Annotated in this window: 22 protein-coding genes; 15 read left to right on the top strand and 7 right to left on the bottom strand. The window is 37.6% G+C overall.

Annotated features, from left to right (window positions below; all coding sequences use genetic code 11):
• Positions 1-127 precede the first annotated feature (127 nt).
• Genes ACIQ38_RS10945 through ACIQ38_RS10930 form a run of 4 tightly spaced genes read left to right on the top strand, consistent with a single transcriptional unit; the run spans position 128 to position 3,314 of the window.
• On the top strand, positions 128-766 hold the full coding sequence (locus ACIQ38_RS10945; protein ID WP_402822284.1) for a class I SAM-dependent DNA methyltransferase: 639 nt from the start codon (positions 128-130) through the stop codon (positions 764-766).
• An 11-nt stretch (positions 767-777) separates the two neighbouring features.
• Positions 778-1,248, top strand: coding sequence for an S-ribosylhomocysteine lyase (locus ACIQ38_RS10940; RefSeq protein ID WP_402822281.1), 471 nt, complete (start codon positions 778-780; stop codon positions 1,246-1,248).
• Positions 1,248-2,180, top strand: coding sequence for a PLP-dependent cysteine synthase family protein (locus ACIQ38_RS10935; protein WP_402822278.1), 933 nt, complete (start codon positions 1,248-1,250; stop codon positions 2,178-2,180). Before ACIQ38_RS10940 ends, ACIQ38_RS10935 begins: the two co-directional genes overlap by 1 nt.
• Entirely contained in the window at positions 2,181-3,314 is a 1,134-nt protein-coding gene (locus tag ACIQ38_RS10930; RefSeq protein ID WP_402822275.1) for a bifunctional cystathionine gamma-lyase/homocysteine desulfhydrase, read from the top strand. It begins immediately after the preceding gene.
• A 368-nt stretch (positions 3,315-3,682) separates the two neighbouring features.
• Here the strand turns inward: ACIQ38_RS10930 and ACIQ38_RS10925 are convergent, their stop codons facing one another.
• The 4 genes from ACIQ38_RS10925 to ACIQ38_RS10910 form a co-directional block, all read right to left on the bottom strand.
• Entirely contained in the window at positions 3,683-4,909 is a 1,227-nt protein-coding gene (locus ACIQ38_RS10925) for an NAD(P)/FAD-dependent oxidoreductase (protein WP_402822273.1), read from the bottom strand.
• Positions 4,902-5,240: a (2Fe-2S)-binding protein gene (locus ACIQ38_RS10920; RefSeq protein ID WP_402822270.1), complete on the bottom strand. Its 339-nt coding sequence runs from the start codon at positions 5,238-5,240 to the stop codon at positions 4,902-4,904. The genes ACIQ38_RS10925 and ACIQ38_RS10920 overlap by 8 nt, the downstream gene beginning before the upstream one ends.
• Positions 5,237-5,509, bottom strand: a complete 273-nt coding sequence (locus ACIQ38_RS10915; RefSeq protein WP_402822267.1) for a (2Fe-2S)-binding protein — start codon at positions 5,507-5,509, stop codon at positions 5,237-5,239. The genes ACIQ38_RS10920 and ACIQ38_RS10915 overlap by 4 nt, the downstream gene beginning before the upstream one ends.
• Positions 5,510-5,584: 75 nt before the next feature.
• Complete coding sequence (locus ACIQ38_RS10910; protein WP_402822264.1) at positions 5,585-7,315, bottom strand: sigma-54 interaction domain-containing protein; 1,731 nt, start codon at positions 7,313-7,315, stop codon at positions 5,585-5,587.
• 163 nt (positions 7,316-7,478) lie between these two features.
• On the opposite strand from ACIQ38_RS10910, the gene ACIQ38_RS10905 reads away from it, so the two are divergent.
• The 6 genes from ACIQ38_RS10905 (at position 7,479) to ACIQ38_RS10880 (ending at position 14,683) form a co-directional block, all read left to right on the top strand.
• Positions 7,479-8,660, top strand: coding sequence for an NAD(P)/FAD-dependent oxidoreductase (locus tag ACIQ38_RS10905; protein ID WP_402822261.1), 1,182 nt, complete (start codon positions 7,479-7,481; stop codon positions 8,658-8,660).
• Entirely contained in the window at positions 8,660-9,700 is a 1,041-nt protein-coding gene (locus ACIQ38_RS10900) for a proline racemase family protein (protein WP_402822258.1), read from the top strand. The genes ACIQ38_RS10905 and ACIQ38_RS10900 overlap by 1 nt, the downstream gene beginning before the upstream one ends.
• On the top strand, positions 9,701-10,609 hold the full coding sequence (locus tag ACIQ38_RS10895) for a proline racemase family protein (protein ID WP_402822255.1): 909 nt from the start codon (positions 9,701-9,703) through the stop codon (positions 10,607-10,609).
• A 37-nt stretch (positions 10,610-10,646) separates the two neighbouring features.
• Entirely contained in the window at positions 10,647-11,540 is an 894-nt protein-coding gene (gene dapA, locus ACIQ38_RS10890; RefSeq protein ID WP_402822252.1) for a 4-hydroxy-tetrahydrodipicolinate synthase, read from the top strand.
• A gap of 20 nt (positions 11,541-11,560) precedes the next feature.
• Positions 11,561-13,051 (top strand): aldehyde dehydrogenase family protein, encoded by a 1,491-nt coding sequence (locus tag ACIQ38_RS10885; RefSeq protein ID WP_402822249.1) that lies wholly within the window; start codon positions 11,561-11,563, stop codon positions 13,049-13,051.
• A gap of 150 nt (positions 13,052-13,201) precedes the next feature.
• Positions 13,202-14,683: an alanine/glycine:cation symporter family protein gene (locus tag ACIQ38_RS10880; protein WP_402822246.1), complete on the top strand. Its 1,482-nt coding sequence runs from the start codon at positions 13,202-13,204 to the stop codon at positions 14,681-14,683.
• 146 nt (positions 14,684-14,829) lie between these two features.
• Here ACIQ38_RS10880 and ACIQ38_RS10875 read toward each other — a convergent pair whose 3' ends face one another.
• Positions 14,830-15,933 (bottom strand): M24 family metallopeptidase, encoded by a 1,104-nt coding sequence (locus tag ACIQ38_RS10875; protein WP_402822243.1) that lies wholly within the window; start codon positions 15,931-15,933, stop codon positions 14,830-14,832.
• Positions 15,934-16,755: 822 nt separating this feature from the next.
• Here ACIQ38_RS10875 and ACIQ38_RS10870 point away from each other — a divergent pair.
• The gene (locus ACIQ38_RS10870; RefSeq protein ID WP_402822240.1) at positions 16,756-16,929 is read left to right on the top strand and encodes a hypothetical protein; all 174 of its coding nucleotides are present in this window, start codon (positions 16,756-16,758) and stop codon (positions 16,927-16,929) included.
• A gap of 360 nt (positions 16,930-17,289) precedes the next feature.
• On the opposite strand, the gene ACIQ38_RS10865 is transcribed toward ACIQ38_RS10870, so the two are convergent.
• Entirely contained in the window at positions 17,290-17,538 is a 249-nt protein-coding gene (locus ACIQ38_RS10865) for a hypothetical protein (RefSeq protein WP_402822237.1), read from the bottom strand.
• Between the two features lie 157 nt (positions 17,539-17,695).
• On the opposite strand from ACIQ38_RS10865, the gene ACIQ38_RS10860 reads away from it, so the two are divergent.
• A complete protein-coding gene (locus ACIQ38_RS10860) occupies positions 17,696-18,550 on the top strand; it encodes a DUF2268 domain-containing putative Zn-dependent protease (RefSeq protein ID WP_402822234.1) in 855 nt (284 codons plus the stop codon).
• On the opposite strand, the gene ACIQ38_RS10855 is transcribed toward ACIQ38_RS10860, so the two are convergent.
• On the bottom strand, positions 18,531-19,154 hold the full coding sequence (locus ACIQ38_RS10855; RefSeq protein WP_402822231.1) for a class I SAM-dependent methyltransferase: 624 nt from the start codon (positions 19,152-19,154) through the stop codon (positions 18,531-18,533). The genes ACIQ38_RS10860 and ACIQ38_RS10855 overlap by 20 nt on opposite strands.
• Positions 19,155-19,382: 228 nt before the next feature.
• Here ACIQ38_RS10855 and ACIQ38_RS10850 point away from each other — a divergent pair, with 228 nt between their 5' ends.
• The 3 genes from ACIQ38_RS10850 to ACIQ38_RS10840 all read left to right on the top strand — a co-directional run bounded on the left by ACIQ38_RS10850 (position 19,383) and on the right by ACIQ38_RS10840 (position 20,929).
• The gene (locus ACIQ38_RS10850) at positions 19,383-20,063 is read left to right on the top strand and encodes a hypothetical protein (protein ID WP_402822228.1); all 681 of its coding nucleotides are present in this window, start codon (positions 19,383-19,385) and stop codon (positions 20,061-20,063) included.
• Positions 20,064-20,069: 6 nt separating this feature from the next.
• Positions 20,070-20,405, top strand: coding sequence for a DUF3139 domain-containing protein (locus tag ACIQ38_RS10845; protein WP_402822555.1), 336 nt, complete (start codon positions 20,070-20,072; stop codon positions 20,403-20,405).
• Between the two features lie 173 nt (positions 20,406-20,578).
• Positions 20,579-20,929, top strand: coding sequence for a helix-turn-helix domain-containing protein (locus ACIQ38_RS10840; protein ID WP_402822225.1), 351 nt, complete (start codon positions 20,579-20,581; stop codon positions 20,927-20,929).
• Position 20,930: the final 1 nt, after the last annotated feature.

Raw genomic sequence — 20,930 nt, 5'->3', positions numbered from 1 at the left:
GGGGGCAGAAACAGGCGCATGTGATTTTTTTGTTTGACAATTTGCTCAATTATGATATAACTATTTATAATGCGCCTAATTCAAAGTAAATAACTCGGAATAATGTAGTTTAAAAAGGGGTTAACAAATGGGCAGAGAGTTTGTCGATATTTTTGATGATTGGGCGGATTCATACGAGGCTTCAGTTGCTGGAGAAGAGCCGGAGTATCGCGATGTATTTGAAGGATACGACAGTATTTTAAATGCAGTTACCACACGAGTTTCAGGTACTGTAGTTGAATTTGGAACAGGTACTGGAAATTTAACTGCAAAGTTAATAGAAGCAGGTATTTCGGTTATCGGTATCGAACCTAACACTAAGATGCGTCAAGCAACAGCTGAGCGCTTTCCTTCTATTAAAGTAATGGATGGAGACTTGCTGGAATTTGAAGCAGAAACAGAAAGTATCGATGCATTTGTCAGCACATATGTATTTCATCATTTAACCGATGAGGAAAAAAAAGAAGCATTACAGAAGTATGCAGAGCTTCTACCGACAAACGGAAAAGTAGTATTTGCTGATACTGCTTTTATATCCAGAGATGCAAAACAAGCACAAATAGTAAAAGAAAGAGCACGTGGATTTCATCATGTAGCAGACGATCTAGAAAGAGAATATTATACGACGATCCCAATCTTAACAAAATTGTTCAATGAGGCAGGTTTTCAAGTGCAATTCACACAAATGAATGATTTTGTTTGGTTAATGGAAGGAAAAAAATTATAGGAGCGATAAACATGCAAAAAATGAATGTAGAAAGTTTTAACTTAGATCACACAAAGGTTGCAGCACCATTTGTCCGTTTAGCAGGGACAAAGGAAGGAATTCGCGGAGATGAAATTTATAAATACGATATCCGTTTTAAGCAACCTAATAAAGAGCATATGAAAATGCCAGCTTTGCATTCATTAGAGCATTTGATGGCAGAAAATATTCGTAATCATACGGACCAAGTAGTAGACCTTAGTCCAATGGGATGCCAAACTGGATTCTATTTATCGATTATTAATCATGAAAACTATGATGAAATTTTAGAGATTCTAGAAAAAACATTACAAGATGTGCTACAAGCAACAGAAGTGCCTGCTTGTAATGAAGTGCAATGTGGATGGGCAGCTAGTCATAGCTTAGAAGGTGCAAAAGAAATTGCGGCTGAAATGCTCGCTAAAAAAGATGAGTGGCGCCAAATCTATCACGAGGAAGCATAATGAACTATTTTCGTAGTGTCCAGGAATTAATAGGAAGAACGCCTATCGTGGAAATTACGCATATAAAGATTCCGAACAATTGCAGAATCTTTGCTAAGTTGGAATATTTAAATCCAGGTGGTAGCGTGAAGGATCGACTGGGTTTATCTTTGATTAAAGATGCGGAGGAAACTGGAAAGCTAAAGCCTGGTGGGACGATTATTGAACCAACCGCTGGAAATACCGGAATAGGTATTGCACTTGCCGCAATTGGAAAAGGGTACAAAGTGATTTTCGTCGTTCCTCAAAAGTTTAGTGTAGAAAAACAAACATTGATGCGTGCTTTAGGAGCAGAAATCATAAATACAGAAACGTCTCTTGGGATGCAAGGGGCAATTGACAAAGCAAAAGAATTAGCTAAGAGCATTCCACATGCTTTTTTACCATCCCAGTTTTCCAATCCAGCGAATCCGGCTACTTATGAAAAAACACTTGGGCCTGAAATATGGAGAGATTTAGATGGACAAATTGATGTATTTGTTGCTGGTGCCGGATCAGGTGGGACGTTTATGGGAACATCTACTTTTTTGAAAGAGCGAAATGCTCATGTAAAAACAGTTATAGTAGAACCGGTTGGATCTATTTTGAATGGTGGGACAGCGGGTTCGCACGTGACGGAAGGTATTGGAATGGAGTTTCTACCTACATTTATGGACCCATCTTATTTTGATGCAATTCATACTATAAGCGATGAAGATGCCTTTGCACAACTTCGAGCATTATCCAGGCAGGAAGGTTTACTTGTTGGTAGCTCATCAGGCGCTGCTTTTTTTGCCGCTTTGAAAGAAGCAGAAATTGCAAAAGAAGGAAGCCATATCGTCACTATTTTCCCAGACTCAAGCGAACGTTATTTAAGTCAAAATGTGTACCAGCTGTTTAAGGAGGAAAAGTAAATGCGTGCGAAAACAAAACTGATTCATGCAGGTATTGTTGGCGACGAAGCAACTGGAGCAGTATCGACACCGATTTATCAAGTGAGTACGTATAAGCAAGAATCGGTTGGGAAATTCAAAGGCTATGAATATTCACGTACTGGAAATCCTACTCGCCATGCATTGGAAGTATTAATAAGTGACTTGGAAGGCGGAGTTGCTGGATTTGCATTTGCTTCTGGCATGGCAGCAACAAGTTCCGTGATGATGCTTTTCAATAAAGGGGATCATATCATATTAACCGATGATGTGTATGGTGGCACATATCGTGTGATGACGAAAGTATTAAATCGTTTTGGACTTGAAGCTACTTTTGTGGATACGAGTGATATAGCTGAAGTGGAAGCAGCTGTGTTAGAAAACACAAAAGCGATATTTTTGGAAACACCGACAAATCCTTTATTGAAGATTACAGACATGGAAGCTGTCGCAAAGCTTGCCAAAGAAAAAGGACTGCTAACCATTGTAGATAACACGTTTATGTCGCCTTATTTCCAGCAACCAATTGAGTTCGGAGCAGATATTGTCGTGCATAGTGCCACGAAATATATTAGTGGGCATAGTGATGTAGTAGCAGGGCTAGTTGTGGTTAATTCTGAAAAGCTTGCGACTGATTTACATTTCGTACAAAATGCGGTTGGAGCGGTGCTTGGACCTCAAGATTCTTGGTTATTAATGCGGGGGATTAAAACGCTCGGACTTCGTATGGAAGAGCATCAATCAAATGCACAGCGAATTGCGGAGTTTTTGAATAATCATGAAGCTGTTGGAAAAGTTTATTACCCTGGTTTTGTGGAGCACCCAGGTCATGAACTGATGAAAAAACAAACGACTGGTTTCGGTGGGATGATTTCTTTTGATGTAGGAAGCGAAGAAAAAGCAGATGCTTTACTGGCAAAACTACGATATTTTACATTAGCGGAAAGTTTAGGAGCGGTGGAAAGCTTAATCTCCGTGCCAGCTAGAATGACACATGCATCGATTCCTAGGGAGCGCAGGCTAGAACTAGGTATTACAGACGGTCTTGTACGAATTTCTGTTGGGATTGAAGATGCAGAAGATTTATTAGAGGATTTAGAACAAGGATTAGCGTAAGCTAAATGGCGCATCACTTGGATTGAGTGATGCGCTTTTTTATGGTTTAGGAAGTAGTTGGACAATCACACACCAAAGTTGGTTAATCTTTTGCGAAACCTGGACAATCCCCTCCCAAAGTTGGACGATCTAATCAAATAGTTGGACAATCTCTCCTCCAAACACTGTAAATTTATGGGGATATGCATATTAATATAGGTTCCTTCCCATGCATTTTCCCTATAAGGTGTGACACCCACATTAACGTTAATTATTTTCACTTGTCAGATCAAGGAAGAGAAAGGCGCTTTAGTTATGACAAAAAAGGACTACCTTCAAAGCACAATTTCACTTCGAAGATAGCCAGAGTTTCTTCAGGCAATATTCATTTAAGTCAGTATTTCTATTTCTTTTGAATTTAAATGATTTTCCCAGTATTGTTGTAGTTTTCGTTTCCCTTCTTTAACAGAGGGATGGAATTGTATATATGCTTGATTTCTCGTTTGCTCAATCTCTTGAATAGAGGCTTGTATAGGAATCTCTTGATTGGATACTCCACTATTGTGAACAATCGATAAACCTGCTGTAATACCTTGACGGATTGCTACTTTGGCGCCTTCAATTCCAGTAATATTTCCAGCAACATACAGACCGGCTAGTGTGGTTTCCATCTGTTCATTATGAAGAGGTATGTAGCCGCCAAGTTCCTCGATATGATAAAAAGGACAACCAGCTACAGCTGCCAATTCTGCTAAAGGATATAATCCGCCTGCAATACAAACAAAATCAGCTTCTATTTTTTCTTCCGTACCTGCAATTACTTCTCCAGTTGGACTGATGCTGGCAATTTTGACCCCTTCTACTTGCCCTTCTCCATATATTTCAACTATCGCTTTACGAAGCATAATGGGAATATCCCACATTTTCACGCCACTCTTCGGAAAAAAAGAGATACCCATCCTTTTCATGAACTCGTTTTTCATCAGTTTGCTACCAAGTTTAACAAATGTAGAAGGAGCCATGTGCGAAACATGAAGTAATGAATTCATGACATCTATAGGATTTCCTGATTCTTTTGTTACCTCGCTCATCATTGGTAAGGCAATACATTTGACCCCAACATCTGCAAGTTTCAATTCCATGGCTATTGCAGATGACAGGACGTTTACACCAATAATAACCCCTTGGTCACCAGGTTTGACTCGATGGACATTGGTCATTACTTGGGCCGCCCCAACCGACATAACGCCGGGTAATGTCCATCCGGGAATAGGTAAGGGTGCTTCTGCTGCCCCGGTAGCGAGTAATAAATGAGAAGTGTAATATGTTTCGGTATTTGTATAAACGACCCATTCCTCTTCGATTTTCTCGATGTTGGAAACGGCAGTGTTTAAATGGATTTTGACGCCGAGATCTATTGCCTTTTCATATAGTTTTTTAGATTCTTTTATACCATTCCACCAATTTCCGTTAGGTTCTTCGTAAAGTTGACCTAATAATCTACCTCCAGCAATCATATATTCATCGATAACCAAGACGTCTAATCCATTTTCTGCAATAGTAATGGCAGCGGACAAGCCTGCGGGACCAGCGCCAATAATAATGACTTTATTCATTGTCTGGCCTCCAATCTCTTACCGAAGTTAAAAAGGTTTCGCCGCTTTTCACATTCATGCCTTCTTTTAAAGGGGTTAGACAAGCTCTTACACCTTGTTGTCCATCGATAGTGACGCGACATTCGAAGCAATGCCCTATATTACAATAAAAACCGCGTGGTGCCCCGCTTTCTTCATGTACTCGTAGCGTGCGGATGCCATTTGCTAAAAGGGCGGCGGCTAATGATTCATTGTTTAAACCTTTTAATTCTTTATTGTTAAACGTAAAAGAAATTACATTCGTGTCGTCTATTTTATCTAATATTGGATGATTAATAATTCGTTGTGTCATCTTTTCACCGCTCCTAAATCGCCGAAACTTATAGGTCTGATAGGTGGTTGGTATTTCAGCGTGATTTGTGTAACATCTCGTTCGTTAGAAGTATGGGCAATGCTATCGACCATATTACGACAAGTTCTTCCACCACAATAGCCCATGCCCGCTCGTGTTCGAAGTTTTAGTTCTCTTGAAGTACAATTATACTTTTGGACGGTATCGACTAATTTTCCATAAGTCACTTCTTCACATCTACAAATAATCATTTCTTTTTCCATCAACAAGATCACCTCATACTTTAGCATTTTTAATATACATATTAATTACTATGCAAGAATGAAGCCAAAACAGCCTGAAAATTATTTAATTCCTAATTTGCTCATCCGGTTATAAAGTGTAGCTCTTGTCACTTCTAAATTTTTTGCACAAAGTAACTTGTTCCCATTTACTTTACTGAGCTCTCTTAGAATAATGTCCTTTTCATATTCTTGTAGTTGTGCGCTTAAGGATTTCTCTTCGTTAATGATAGATGGATACGACGGTATGTCAGTCTTTATAATTTTGGATGATGTAATTCTTTCCATTTCAATTGGAAGATCATCGAGTTGTATTTCTCCATTTTCCGAAAATACAACTAATCGCTCGACGATGTTTTTTAATTCTCGAATATTACCCGGCCACGAATATTGAAGTAAAGATTGCATGACAGCTTGTGATATACCGTGGATTGGACGGTTGTATTTCACCGAAATTTCATATAAAAAGTAATGGGTCAATTCTATAATATCTTCTATGCGTTCTCGAAGTGGAGGTACACGAAAATTGACCACATTTAAACGATAATAAAGATCTTCTCTAAATTTTCCTTCATGAATAAGTTCCTTCAAATCCTTATTAGTTGCTGCGACAACTCTAAAATCGACTTCTAATTCTTTTGTTCCTCCTACCGGGTAAAACTTCTTTTCTTGCAATAGGCGTAAAATTTTTACCTGCATTTCTAAAGGCATTTCACCTATTTCATCTAAAAATAAAGTGCCATTTTTAGCTAGTTCTACTTTCCCTTTTTTTCCTTTTTGATCCGCCCCAGAAAAAGCTCCTTTTTCATATCCGAAAATTTCACTTTCAAACAGACCAGTAGGAATTGCCCCACAGTTAATGGCAACAAAAGGTGCATGTTCAGATTCACGCAAATTGTGAATTGCCTTTGCAAATAATTCCTTACCTACTCCACTTTCACCATATATGAGGACAGCTGCATTAGTTAAAGCTGTTTTTTTGGCAATTTCGATTACTGATTTTAGTGCAGGGCTATTTCCTTTTATATAAGAGAAAGGATTTATGGAAGGAGATGATTTTCGTACTTCTTCCTCTAAATTGAATAATTTTTTAGATGTCACGTAAAGTTCATTGTTCAATCTGATTTGACTTGTTATATCTGTTTCGGACACTACTGCCCCAATGACCTCCCCATTGAAATGAACAGGGTTTGAATTGATCATTACGACTAAATCTTTTCTGGCATTATGTTGACTATGATAGACAGAAGTTCCTTTTTTTAGAGCGTTTAATATCTCCAACTGATTCTCTTCGAAAAAATCCGTTATTGGTTTTCCGATAATATCTTTATCTTTGACAGAAAAGATTTTTTCGGCTCCTTTTGTCCAATAGAGTACATTTGTATCGTCATCGATAACCGTACATGATTCATCAATCGTATTTAAAATGGTTTGTAAGTAAGCATGCGTACGTTCGTATTCATTCCATAAATTTTTTGAAAGTGCTTCATAGGTTACATATCCCACATAATCATTTTCACTATTAACAACGATTACCAAGTCATTTTGTGAAAGTGAAAAAAAGACTTCTTCTATGGAACTATCCAATGAGATCACACGGCAAAAAGTATAGGTTATTTCCTTGGATGATTCGGAAAGTTGAATAAAATAATCTCTATTATCGATTGAAGTGAAAACTTTTTTAGGTGTTTCTTTTTCTAAAAGCTTAGTTAAAGAAGCTGTATCTTTTATGGAATCCATTTTTACAAAATCTTTATTTATTAATTTTTCTAGTAAACCTTGTTTATGATCCATTTAATTTGCCACTCCTACTGTCAAATAATTTTGAATTGTATAATTTATTTTACACAAGAAGATTGAAAGTTCAATAGAGGAATAAAGAATTTCGGTATTCCCCCTATTTGGCATAGTACTTGCATTAAGTAATGTCGTATCGATAAATGGAAGGAGGGCTAAGATGGGAAACACTCAGCATAGGGATGTTGTTGTTATCGGTGGAGGCATTATAGGGGCAGCGATTGCCTATTATGGCTCTAAAGCTGGTTTAGATATGACGATTCTCGAAAAAAAAGAACTGGCAAGTGGAACTTCTTCTAGATGTGATGGAAATATACTTGCCATAGATAAAGATCCTGGTTTTGACAGTCAGATGTCATTGAAAAGCCAAGAACTTGTCCATTCTTTAAACAAAGAATTGGAAATACCTTTCGAATACCGTAATCCTGGAAGTATTTTAGTTTGTGAAAACGATGCCGAAATGGAAGCGGCGAAAAAATGGGTTAGTAGCCAGCAAGCAGCTGGGTTAGATTTCAAAATGTTAAATCGTGAAGATATTCGAAACGAATCTAAATATTTCGCGGATGATTTACACGGAGGATTAGAGTGTAAAACGGACTCCACTGTAAATCCTTATATGTTGACCTATTCAATGTTTAATAGTGCAGAAAAACAGGGTGCAAAAATTCATACAAATACGGAAGTCAAAAATGTTAAAACGAACGGTTTGGGAAAATTTACAATTGAAACGGACAAAGGTACCTTTACGGCAAATAAGGTTGTTAATGCATGTGGCATATGGGCACCGAGAATAGGAGAGATGTTAGATTTAGATATTCCAATTCTCCCAAGAAAGGGACAGCTAATCGTTGCTTCGCGACAACAACCGGTAGGATTACGAAAAGTAATGGAGTTCGGCTATCTCATTTCTAAATTTGGAGGAGAAAGAACCGTGGATCCTTACACAGAGAAATACGGTGTTGCACTTGTATTTGAACCGACCGAGAGCCAAAACTTTTTAATCGGGAGTAGTAGACAATTTGCTGGTTTTGATACACGGGTTGATCATGAAGTGACAAAATATATTGCCAAACGTGCGGTCCGTTTTTATCCAAAAATTGCAGATATGACGGTTATTCGAACATATGCAGGTTTGCGGCCATGGACGGAAGATCATTTACCAATAATTTCTCAAGTAGAGCATATTCCAGGCTTCTATATCGCTGCAGGACATGAAGGAGATGGTATTAGTTTAGCCGCAGTAACAGGGAAGTTAGTAGAAGAGATGATTAACGAAAAAGAAACATGCATTCCAACTGAACCATTGCAGTTGAAACGTTTTAAAGGGATGGTGACAAACTGATGAATTTCCAACGATTATTCACGACAATCGATACACATACAGGAGGTAATCCGACAAGAACATTAATTAGCGGGCTTCCGCCCTTAAAAGGAAATACAATGTCTGAAAAGATGTTGTATATGGAAGAACATTATGACTGGATACGAAATTTTCTAATGAACGAACCCCGAGGTCATGGCGTTATGTCGGGAGCTTTAATGACGGACCCATGCCATCCGGAAGCAGATGTAGGTGTCATTTATATTGAGACAGGTGGCTATTTACCAATGTGTGGTCACGATACAATCGGTTTTTGTACCGCACTTGTAGAAGCAGGACTAATCGACGTACAGGAGCCTTTCACCAATATTAAGGTGGATACTCCAGCAGGTCTTATTGATGTAAAGATCAAAGTCCATGACGGAAAAGCAGAAGAAGTAACGTTTGCAAATGTTCCTGCCTTTCAATTGAAATCTATCAATATAGAAGTAGATGGCATCGGAAACGTGGAATGTGATATTGCCTACGGTGGTAATTTTTACGGAATTATCGATGCGCGTAAACATAATCTAGAGCTCAATGAGAAAAATGCAACAACTATTATCAATCAGGCGATTGAAATACGCAACGCAATTAATGATTCGGAAGAAGTTGTCCATCCAGAGTTTCCATTCATAAACGGGCTGACTCATATTGAGTTTTTTACGGATTCAGTGCATCCAAATGCGGATGTAAAAAATACAGTTATTGTACCTCCAGGAGGAATTGACCGCTCACCATGTGGTACAGGTACATCTGCAAAGCTTGCGACTTTATATAAGAAGTCAGAGATAGGGCTAGATGAACTTTTCGTCCATGAAAGTATCGTCGGCACATTGTTTAAGGCAAGAGTGCTGGAGGAAACAAAAGTGAAAGAATTGGATGCGGTTATTACGGAAGTAACTGGCTCTGCTTGGATTATGGGAATGCATAAGTTTTTCTACAATGAAAAAGATCCGTTAAAAGAAGGGTTTTTACTCATTCCGCCCATGCAACATGAACCAGTGAAAGAGGGTGTCTAAGTGAATTTCGAAAAAATGTACAGCACCATTGATACACATGTTGTTGGTGAGGCATTTAGAATTGTCATCCAAGCTCCTATTGCATTTTTAGGAAGTGACATTTTACTAAATAACGATGTGTTGAAGAACAACTTTGAAAATGCCAAAAAGTTATTGTTAAATGAGCCGCGGGGACACCGTGGGATCAATGGTTGTGTTGTTACTCCATCCTATGTGGCGGATTTTGGACTGTTATTTTTTAACCATGAAAAAGTATCGAATTTTAAATATGAAGGATTATTTGCAACTGTAACTGCATTAATCGAAACAGGGAATTTGGAAAGAAACGCTAACGATATTTATAAAGTAGAAACGGTTAGAGGAGTTTATACATTAAAGCTACAGATTGAAAATCAGGAAGTGGTATCTGTTTATATGGAAAGTGGAATATGCTCAGAAAAAAAATCCGATTTCGACTACGCTTCAATAAATGTGGACAATGCAAGAAATTACTTGTTATATAATTTGCCACATTCGATTCCAACTATTGACCTGCAATATTTAGCCGAATTGAATCGTTGGGGTACAGAAAAAATTGCAAATTTAATAAATGACAACGTCGATTTTGAAGGAATCATACTAGTGGAGTCTAGTCCGGAATATCCGAATAAAGTTCGATCGGTAACTTTTGAAAAGGACGGCTATATTTTGCGATCTCCAGGAATCGATAGCACATTTGCTATTCTAAGTTCTCTATCAACCAATTCGGAAATTGAGAACAATAGTATTTTTGGAAGTTCATTGACTGCTAAAAAGCTTTCAAAGGGAGAACATCAATTTTCCATAGAAGCGCAAGCATTTGTCACGGGAGCACATGAATTTATATTTGACGAAGACGATCCACTGAGGAATGGGTTTTTATTAGTGTAAAACCTTATTACAAATCAAAAATTAGGAGGAATTTATAATGGTAAAACTTGAAGGGGTATTTCCAGTATTGATTACACCAATGATAAACGAAAAGGAAATTGATTGGGAAGGATTCAAAAATAATATTGAACATTTCATCAATGAAGGTGTAACAGGTATCACTATAAACGGGAGTACAGGCGAATTTGTTAGCCTTACAAAAGAAGAGCGATTTAAAGCAGTTGAAATTGCAGTTAAACAAGTAAATGGACGAATTCCACTTGTGGTAGGTACAGCAGCTGAAACGACAGCGGATGCAATTGAATATACTCAACAAGCAGAAAAAGCCGGAGCGGATGCGGCGCTACTAATTAACTCGTATTATGCGCATCCAAAAGAAAATGAAATCTACGAACATTTTAAAAGTGTTGCAGAATCAGTAAAGTTTCCCATTATGATTTACAATAACCCGTTCACGTCAGGTGTCGACATTAGCACGGAGACGATTTTGAAAGTAGGTCGTGACGTCGACAATATTACACATGTAAAAGAATCGAGTGGAGGCATCGGAAAAGCGCGTGATATTGCTAGACAAGGCAAAGGATTTATCAAAGTGTTTAGTGGTTCTGAAGATCTTGCACTGGAATCATTACTTGTCGGAGCGACAGGCTGGATTTCTGTATCGGGTAACATTGCACCGCGACTTGTAACTGATATATACAATCATGTTCAAAACGGGAATATTGAGGAAGCTTGGGCACTGTACGATAAAATATTACCGCTATGTCAATTCCTAGAAGGATCAGGTAAATACGTGCAAATTGTAAAAAGAGCGATGGATTTGCAAGGGTTAGCCGGTGGACCATGTCGCAAACCAAGACTTCCACTTAATGATGAAGAAGAAGCAAAGTTGAAAGAACTTCTTCAAAGCTTAGAAACAGTTACAAACTAACTAAAAGAGGTGGATAAACGATGGAAGCAACTGACTATCAACTAAAACCAAAAGTTCAAGAATTTCTAGAAGGTGTAAAAGGGCTCTATATAAACGGAGAATATGTACAAGCGATTAGTGGTAAAACCTTTGATGTTATCAATCCTGCAACCGAGGAAGTGATTGCGAAAGTAAGTGAAGCACAAGCGGAGGATGTAGATGTAGCAGTTGCAGCAGCACGAAAAGCCTTCGATGAAGGTGAGTGGACGAAGATGGCGACGGCGGAACGCTCCCATCTCATCTATAAGTTCGCAGACTTACTAGAAGAAAATCGGGAAGAACTTGCACAACTAGAAGCATTAGATAATGGGAAACCATACACAGTAGCGCTAGCGGATGATGTCGATGGAACTGTTCAGCACTTTAGATATTATGCCGGCTGGGCAACGAAAGTGTTAGGACAAACGATTCCTGTTTCTCCGGATTACTTAAACTACACAGTACACGAACCAGTCGGAGTCGTGGGGCAGATTATTCCGTGGAACTTCCCACTTGCCATGGCGGCTTGGAAACTTGGTTCCGCCCTTGCTGTAGGCTGTACAGTTGTCATCAAACCTGCAAGTGAAACTCCGCTTTCCCTTTTATATGTGGCGAAGTTATTTAAAGAAGTCGGTTTTCCAGACGGAGTTGTTAATATAGTTCCTGGTGCTGGACGAGTTGCAGGAGATGCAATCATCACACATAAAGACGTGGATAAAGTTGCATTTACTGGATCAACAGCTGTAGGTAAAGAGGTTATGCGTAAGGCAGCGGACCAGATTAAAGGGGTTACACTGGAGCTCGGTGGTAAGTCACCAAGTATTATTTTGGAAGATGCAAACATTGAAGAAGCGATCGAAGGTGCATTTAACGGTACCATGTACAATCACGGACAAAACTGTAGTGCATGTACACGTGTTTTTGTTCATCGCAAGTATTACGATCATGTCGTTAATTCATTGGCAGAACGCGTAAGCGCTTTGAAACTTGGTCCAGGAATGGATCCGGAAACAGAAATGGGCCCCCTTGTTTCTGCTAAACAACAACAAACAGTTCTTAGTTACATCGAGCAAGGCAAAAAAGAAGGGGCTAGACTTGTTGCGGGCGGAGAAAAGGCGTTCGATACAGGCTACTATGTTCAACCAACCATTTTTGCAGACGTACAAGATGATATGGTTATTGCAAGGGAAGAAATCTTTGGTCCTGTTATGTCCGTATTCGTTTTTGATAAGGTAGAAGAAGTGATTAAACGGGCCAACGACAGCGATTATGGTTTGGCAGCTAGTGTCTGGACACAGAATATTAAAACAGGTCATTATATTGCTCGCAAGCTACAATCAGGAACAGTGTGGATTAATGATTTCGGGCTAGAGTGGGAAACCATGCCTTTTGGTGGCTACAAACAATCTGGAATCGGACGTGAAATGGGCGGAGAATATGGATTGGCCAACTATACAGAAGTCAAAAGTGTTTTTGTAAATATAAAACAATAACTATCTACAACTATTTTGACCTTATGAAAATGGCCCCGAATGAATATTTCGGGGCTCTCTTCTTAATAAGGGATTTATTATATCTTTTGAAATGGTTACAAGTTTCAAGTGTTTCTTAGCATACAACTAGTATATTAAGGAGGATAAAAAGTGGAAGATATAGTTAATTGGTTAGTCGACCAGGTATGGAGTATAGGATTAGTTATCTTTGTACTGGGAGCAGGATTATTTTTTACTATTGTTACACGTTTTGTGCAACTAAGATATTTTAAGCAGATGATTAAATTGATATTTGAAGGGAAAAGTTCAGAGGCGGGAATTTCTTCTTTTCAGGCTTTTTGTTTAGCATTAGCAGGACGCGTAGGTATTGGGAATATTGCTGGAGTAGCTACGGCTATCGCCTTCGGAGGTCCAGGAGCAGTTTTCTGGATGTGGGTAATGGCAATTTTGGGTGGAGCAAGTGCATTTGTCGAATCTACACTTTCCCAAGTATATAAAAGTAAAATAGGAAATCAATATCGAGGAGGTACCCCTTATTTTATAGAAAAAGGGTTGAACTTGAGATGGTTTGCCGTAATAATGGCGGTTGTTGTCACCCTATCCTATGGCATTTTAGTTCCGGGGATTCAAGCGAATAGTATAGCAGTAGGATTTGAAAATGTACTTGGATTGAATAAAAATATTACAGGAATAGTAATGGTGGCTTTGCTTGGCATTATTATTTTTGGCGGTGTCAAGAGGATTGCTAGTGTCGCAGACAAAGTGGTTCCTTTTATGGCATTAGGGTATGTGGTTGTCACATTCATTGTTCTATTTGCTAATATTTCAGAAGTTCCTAAAATGTTTACTTTAATATTCTCCAGTGCGTTCGGCGTGAATGAAGCGTTTGGAGGAATTCTCGGTTCAGCCATTGCTTGGGGAGTCAGAAGAGCGATCTTCTCAAGTGTTGCGGGTGTTGGTGAAGCAACATACAGTTCTGCAGCTGCTGAGGTTACCCATCCTGCCAAACAAGGCTTAGTCCAAGCGTTTTCGATTTATATCGATACAATTGTGGTCTGTACGGCAACAGCATTTATGATTCTTGTAACTGGCATGTATAGCGTCACACCAATTGGGAAAGAACCCCTTGTTCAAACGATGGGGAATATAGAACCAGGCCCAATTTATACACAACAAGCAGTGGAAACAGTTTTTCCAGGTTATGGGGGATTATTTGTTGCCATTGCAATATTCTTCTTCGCGTTCACGACGCTAATGGCCTATTATTATATAGCCGAAACAACCTTGGTGTACTTGGATAGAAAACTAAAGGCGCAGTGGTTAAAAACAGCATTGAAATTAATTTTTTTAGCTATGGTATATATCGGTAGCGTCAAGTCAGCGGCTTTTATGTGGGCTCTAGGGGATTTAGGATTTGGAAGTATGGCTTGGCTCAATATGATTGCCATTTTACTTCTAGCAAAGCCGACACTAAAAGTATTAAAGGATTTTGATGTACAGATGAAGGCCGGAAAAGATCCGGTGTTTGACCCGATTAAAGTGGGGATCAAGGGTGCTGAATTTTGGGAGGAGAGATGTAAAGAGGTGGAATTAGATTCCCTTAAAGAAAAGAAGGATGGAAAAGCTTCCTAATTGGAAATATACTCTGAAAGTTTAATTCACCAAAATATATTTAATAGATAAAAAAAGTCCAAGAAAATCTGGAGAGCAGAGTTTCTTGGACTTTTTTATCAATCAGTTATTTTTTATGAAATGTACCAACCTTGGAAAGTTTGGGGTTAAAGGATTTGTAGCTGTTTTGGAAAAGAAGTCAAAACATCCGCCTTACCTTCTTCGTTAATATAGACTATGTCTTCTATACGGACGCCGCCGACATTTGGTATGTAAATACCCGGCTCAATGGTGAAAACTAGACCGGTTTCAGCAAGCTGTTCATTGTTTTGATGAACAGAAGGCTCTTCATGTACTTCAATCCCTAATCCATGTCCTACACGATTATTGAAGTAGTCTCCATATCCATTATTATGGATGACATCTCTAGCTGCAATATCAAAGGTCTTTAATGGGACACCAGCTTCTACAGCATGAATACCTGCTTCATTGGATCGCAACACGATATCATAGATTTCTTTTTGTTTCGCAGATGCTTGGCCAATGATAAAAGTTCTTGTAATGTCGGAACGATATCCATCTTTGGCAACTCCGAAATCGATTAGTAAGTAATCGCCTTGTTGGATTTTCCTTTCTCCAGGTGAACCGTGTGGCAATGCAGCTTTTTCACCGGTCAATACAATGGTGGAGAATGAAGGACCGTCCGCCCCGAATTTCCGCATGAGAAATTCTAATTCCCCAGTCAACTCAGATTCGGACATACCGATTTTCACTTTTTTTATGCCTTCTTCTAGAACTTTTTCTATAATTCTTATAGCTTCTTTTAACTTTTCAATTTCATCTTTGGACTTTTTCAGTCTTTGCTTGTTGATGAATGGCTGTACATCTACAATTTGTATATTTGGGAAATAGGTTAAAAGGCCAATATAACGGTCATAACTTAAGTTTTTTGCTTCAATTCCAATAGTATTTTCAATGTTACCGATTGATTTACTTACAACATCAAAGGGAATTTCCTCATCTGAAATCGAGATGATAGTTGCTATATCAGAGTCCTGTACTGCAGCATCTTTGTCCAAAGCAGGTACAAACAAATATGTCTCATCTGTAGTAGCGTTAATGAATAAAGACATAAATCTTTCATGGGGATCTGAATTGAACCCCGTATAATAATAGACATTTGCTGGTGCCATTATCATGACAGCTTGAATGTCGTTCTCAACAAGATAAGTTTTTAATTGTTCTCGTCTTGTTTCATATATGTTACCCAATATTAAAGCCTCCTAAATTTGTAATTACTAATAATTATGCAAGAATGATGCCATATTGGCAAAGAACGAGGAATGCTCGCGTTAAAAATGTAATAGCGTTGGCATGGTAATTGCATATTTGTTTATATCAGATGACAAAAGGAAGCAGAACTTTAATTCCGTCTTACAAGTTATATAAATACGTTCAAATCGTGTTTGAGCTAAATGTGTAACTAAAGACAGGAAGATAAAATGTGTATAAAAACATTAGATTTTTAGTAAGAGAAAAAGCATGAAAAGTAGGGATGCTTTAGAAAACAATGGCTAGTCAATTCAAATAATTAGACAGTCATTGTGAAGGACACTAACTAACTGTAAAGAAACTTAAACACTTGACAATGTGTAAGGGATTCCAAAAATGATTGATTGGGGGTATTCACTAATGACAAAGCAGAAATTATTTTTCTTTACAATTTTTTTTATTTGTTTAATTTTATTGGCTGGATGTTATGGTGAGGATAATGTCAATACAAATAGTGTTTCTAATGATAAAAGTGAAAGTGGGGGGATAGTGGAAAAAACGTGCTTCATTTAGCCGTTTCTGGGAAGATTCCGACACCAAAAACTAATGGGATATTGGATGGACTATCTCAAACTATGATGCAGAACATTTTTAGGGTCTCTTTAGATAAGATGAGAATGGATATAATACACGTTCCATTTGAGGTGAGACTTTGTTTTAAGTAATGGTGTTCCAACAGCGGCACATGACTTCATTTACGCTTGGAAAAAAAGCATTACATCCTAGATACTATCTCTCCTTACGTTTACTTGATGGGAGCGGTGAAAGGTGCTATAAACACTCAGAATCCGGACGATGAAATGTATGGAAAAGTGGACTTGCTTGGTGTTATTGCATCAGATAATATTACCTTAGTAGAAATAGAAAATAGTGTGCCTAACTGTACAGAGCTTCTAGCAAACCCTGTTTTTTATCCACAGAACGAAAAATTTTAGGAAGCAGAAAAAAATCAGTAAGGACTAGAACCTGCAAACCTTGTCTTCAATGGACCTTTCATATTGGAATCATGGGAAAATGAACAGAAATGGACATTGAAAGAATGAAAAGTATGAGGGTGAAGATAATGGGGAAATTGATGAAATCGATTTTAAAGTGGGAAAGGATGCTTCTACTGAAGTGGTTCTTTTTAATTTGCATTGGATTTGCTCTCCTTTATCGTTGTATTTACACAGTCATAAATACATGCAAGTTATATGCCAATACAATCAAAAAAAGAAAGGGAAAACAATAATTCCCTTTCTTATTTCCATCCAGATAAGCACTATGAAATGTATTTGAATAGGATAGGATATGTTCTACCAAAAAAATAAGGATGCTAGTGCGATTCCCGTAATAGCACCGAGCGCAATACCAAAGCCAGCACCAAATCCTTCACCAAACCACCCTAAACCATAACCACCAAATTCTGCGTCTGGTCGAATCCAAACTGTATTTCTACTAACTCTCGTAACTTCCCCAACGTGAACACTACCATCACGACAAGTTATTCGCACTCTTTGTCCGTGATATCTACAACATTGATTGTATAACTCAGATCGATTCATATTCGTCCTCCTCTCAAGACAAATTACATACATGTATGTCCTATTAACATATGCAGTTCATAATATTGCATAAAAGACAATCGTCTAGCGTGTAAAGTTTCTAAATTCATTTGACATGTAAACATAAGATAAAGAAAAAACAAAAAGGAAGAGATGCATGCCTGTAATTCAAACTCAAAACCTTCTTTATAAGTTTGTGGAACAATGTGAAGAGCAATCAGGAAGAGGTGTCTCTATTAAACATTCTGAAATAATAGGAGCACCACTCATGAAATTATTTCCAACATTAAATCCTGAAGTAGTACAATATGAACTTTTAAGAAATGGTTTATTTCAGCCGGAAGAGTGGCGAAATATTAAAGAGACAGTGAAACAAATGGAAGCACAAAATATGTGGCAAACCGTGAAACAGGAATATAGATTATTAAGAAAGCGGTGGAATGGTCCCAAAGTTTCCATCTACATTTTCCCAATTAAAAATGCAACTGCAAAAGCAAGAAAAGGAGTACCTAAAAAGAATGGCATAGCCTATAAAGGCGCATTATTTTTGTTCTTATCTCCCGATCTTCTTACCGAAGAGATAAAGGCTCTCTTAGCTCATGAGTATAATCATGCGTGTAGATTAGATTATTTAGATCAAGCCCCAAGTAAGATTACATTAATGGATTCGCTTATTATTGAAGGGCTTGGAGAATATGCAGTGAAGGATCTATACGGTGAAAAGTGGTTAGCTCCTTGGATAAATTTGTATATATTCGAAGATGTTTTGGCAATATGGAAAAGATATTTTATTCCTTCGTTAGATGTGGAAGGAGTTAAAAATCATCATCTTTTTTTATTTGGTAAAGACGGAGGTCGCTTGCCGAAATGGATTGGATATCATATAGGTTTTCATATTGTAGATAGTTTTCAAAAAAAACATGGACCTTTCCTAAACAATGCATTGTATAAGAAATCTGCTAAGGAAATAATCAAGGGTTCTGATTTTCCTCTTAAGTTAGATGACATTTAAATACCCGATAGCTTATCAAATGATTGTACTGAAGTAAAAATTGTTGATGTTCATCCAATAGGTCGTAGAATTTTGACTGAATGTTTTTGGATTGGTTGATATCTAAAATTTCACTTGGTGTTAGTGCGGGAGGAGTTTTTATAATTTCTATTTTAGTGAATCCAGCTAGCTGTAACTTTGATATCCACTCTTCTTCCCTTAAAACTTCTTCTATACCGTATAACTTACGTATTTCTTTTTGCAATGCTACTGGTAAAATTTGTTCGGCTGTCATTTCGATGATAAGCAATCTGCCAGTATTTTTTAATACTCTCGCAAGTTCACTTAATGTTTTTGATATATTAGTAAAGACAATTACTGACTCGGCAATGACCAAGTCGAAAGAATCATCCGCAAATCTTAAATTTTCTGCATCCCCCTCTATCAAATGGATAGGGGGGGTATTATTTTTCAGCCGTTCTTTCGCTTTTGCAATCATGATGGGATGATTATCTATTGCTGTCACTTGGCAATGAAACCTTTCCGCTAAAAAAGCTGCAGTTTGTCCCGTCCCACATCCTACATCCAGTACAGACTCCCTTGGTTGAACCTTTTCGGTTTCCAATATAGATTTAGTTAAATCAAATCCTCCAGGATGCGCACCGCCTATTCCAAAATAAGCTAATAAATCTAAATAATCGCTAGAAATTGGATTTCCCTCCTTTCGTTAATACATGTATTGTATGCTTGTCATGCATTTTAGAACTGTATGAGTAAAGAAGACGGAATTTTGTAACTATATTGTTGGAGAAAACGTACTAATAATAGAATGCATCTAAGCGGGGGAGATCACATGAAAAAAATAGGCTTTTTCCTTCTTTGTTCTATCTTATTAGTATCTTGTGGTTCACAGACAATTATTGAGTGGGTTGATTTTGTAAAAATAAATGGAAAGCAATATGATGCGGTCTATACTGCCGTGATTTCCGATTCTGTAAACATAGGAGAAAAAGTGGGAGAAGTTAAGTTTAGAGTGGCGGATAATGTTTCTAATCCAAGTTACCGGATTAAAGAGGGGGATGCAGCATTTTGGGAGAAAGGAACTGAAATATATAGTGTGAAAGACAGAGAGGGCTTAATTGCCATTCCTGATGAATCTGAAATAAATGGCTACCATATATACAAAACAGATGAGAATAATCTTAACTATCATTACAAAGATCTTGCTTTGGAAACTATCAATAAAGTGGAAATATACGAAGGGGATTATGAACCACAACTGACTCATACAATTGTGAATGAACAAGAAGTAGCAGAAATAATAGCGATTCTTAGTGATGGGGAAACAAACCCTGCTTTTGATCCAAACAACACTTATGGTGATCCTATCAGATTCCAAGTAGTTCTCTATAGCGAGGAACCGATTGCATATAAGTTCTCTATATATTACGACGGTAATGTTTGGTTTTGGTACCCATGGGATACTTCTATTATTTCGGATGAAATAGAGAGCCATATTAGAAAAGCTGGGTAGCAAGCTATTTTAGTCATAAGGGAGGATCTTACACTGACTAAAAAAAGAGCGTTTCTATTACTATTTTTTGCAATTATTATTGTTCTACCATTTTGTTATATTGAGTGGAAGAAGCATTATCTAGCAAAACAAGTGGAGGAATATCTAATAGAAGATAAAGGATATGATTTGCAAGAAATCAAATCAATTGAAGGCATATTTTCCAAGATGCCTGTTTGGAGTGTGCGGGTAGTATTTGAAGATGAAAGCGATATAAATTATGATTATCAAATTGAATCGGGAAATGTACTACAAGTAAGGGAATATCCAAGGAAAGGTGTTAATAAGTCATTTTTTAAATGATTATCTAGATGGAAGTATGGATTTAATTCATAGAGAAAATAGTAGATAAACACCATAAAGGTAGACATCTTCGTCACAACTAATGGAGGGTGTCTTTTTATGTGCAAGGAAATAAAGGATTTTACGAAGTTATTAGAGAATGACATGTACATAAGCAAAGGGGGAAGATCAGTTTGAGTAAGCATTTTTTAAGTATATCCATTGTTTTATTGAGTATAGCTATATTTTTCTTAGCTTTTCAGCTAGGAAATAGTGTATCCAGTGAAGAAAATGAACCAGTGCAAATGGTTGATAGTAAAGGGTTATTAACAGTGGAGGAAGCGGCATCTTATTTGAATTTAAACAAAGAAAAATTAACAGCTATTATTCGGCAACAAGATAGCAGTAGAGAAATACTCTCCAGTTTTGATACATACGAGTATATCCCCTATATTCAAATCGGGGAAGACAAATATTTTAACAAGGAACAAATCGACGAATGGATTCGATACAACACAATAATTTGGAAGGAAGTTGAATATTAAG

It is taken from the genome of Psychrobacillus sp. NPDC096389 (assembly GCF_044762855.1).
Lineage (GTDB): Bacteria > Bacillota > Bacilli > Bacillales_A > Planococcaceae > Psychrobacillus.
This window is presented reverse-complemented; position numbering and strand designations above follow the sequence as displayed.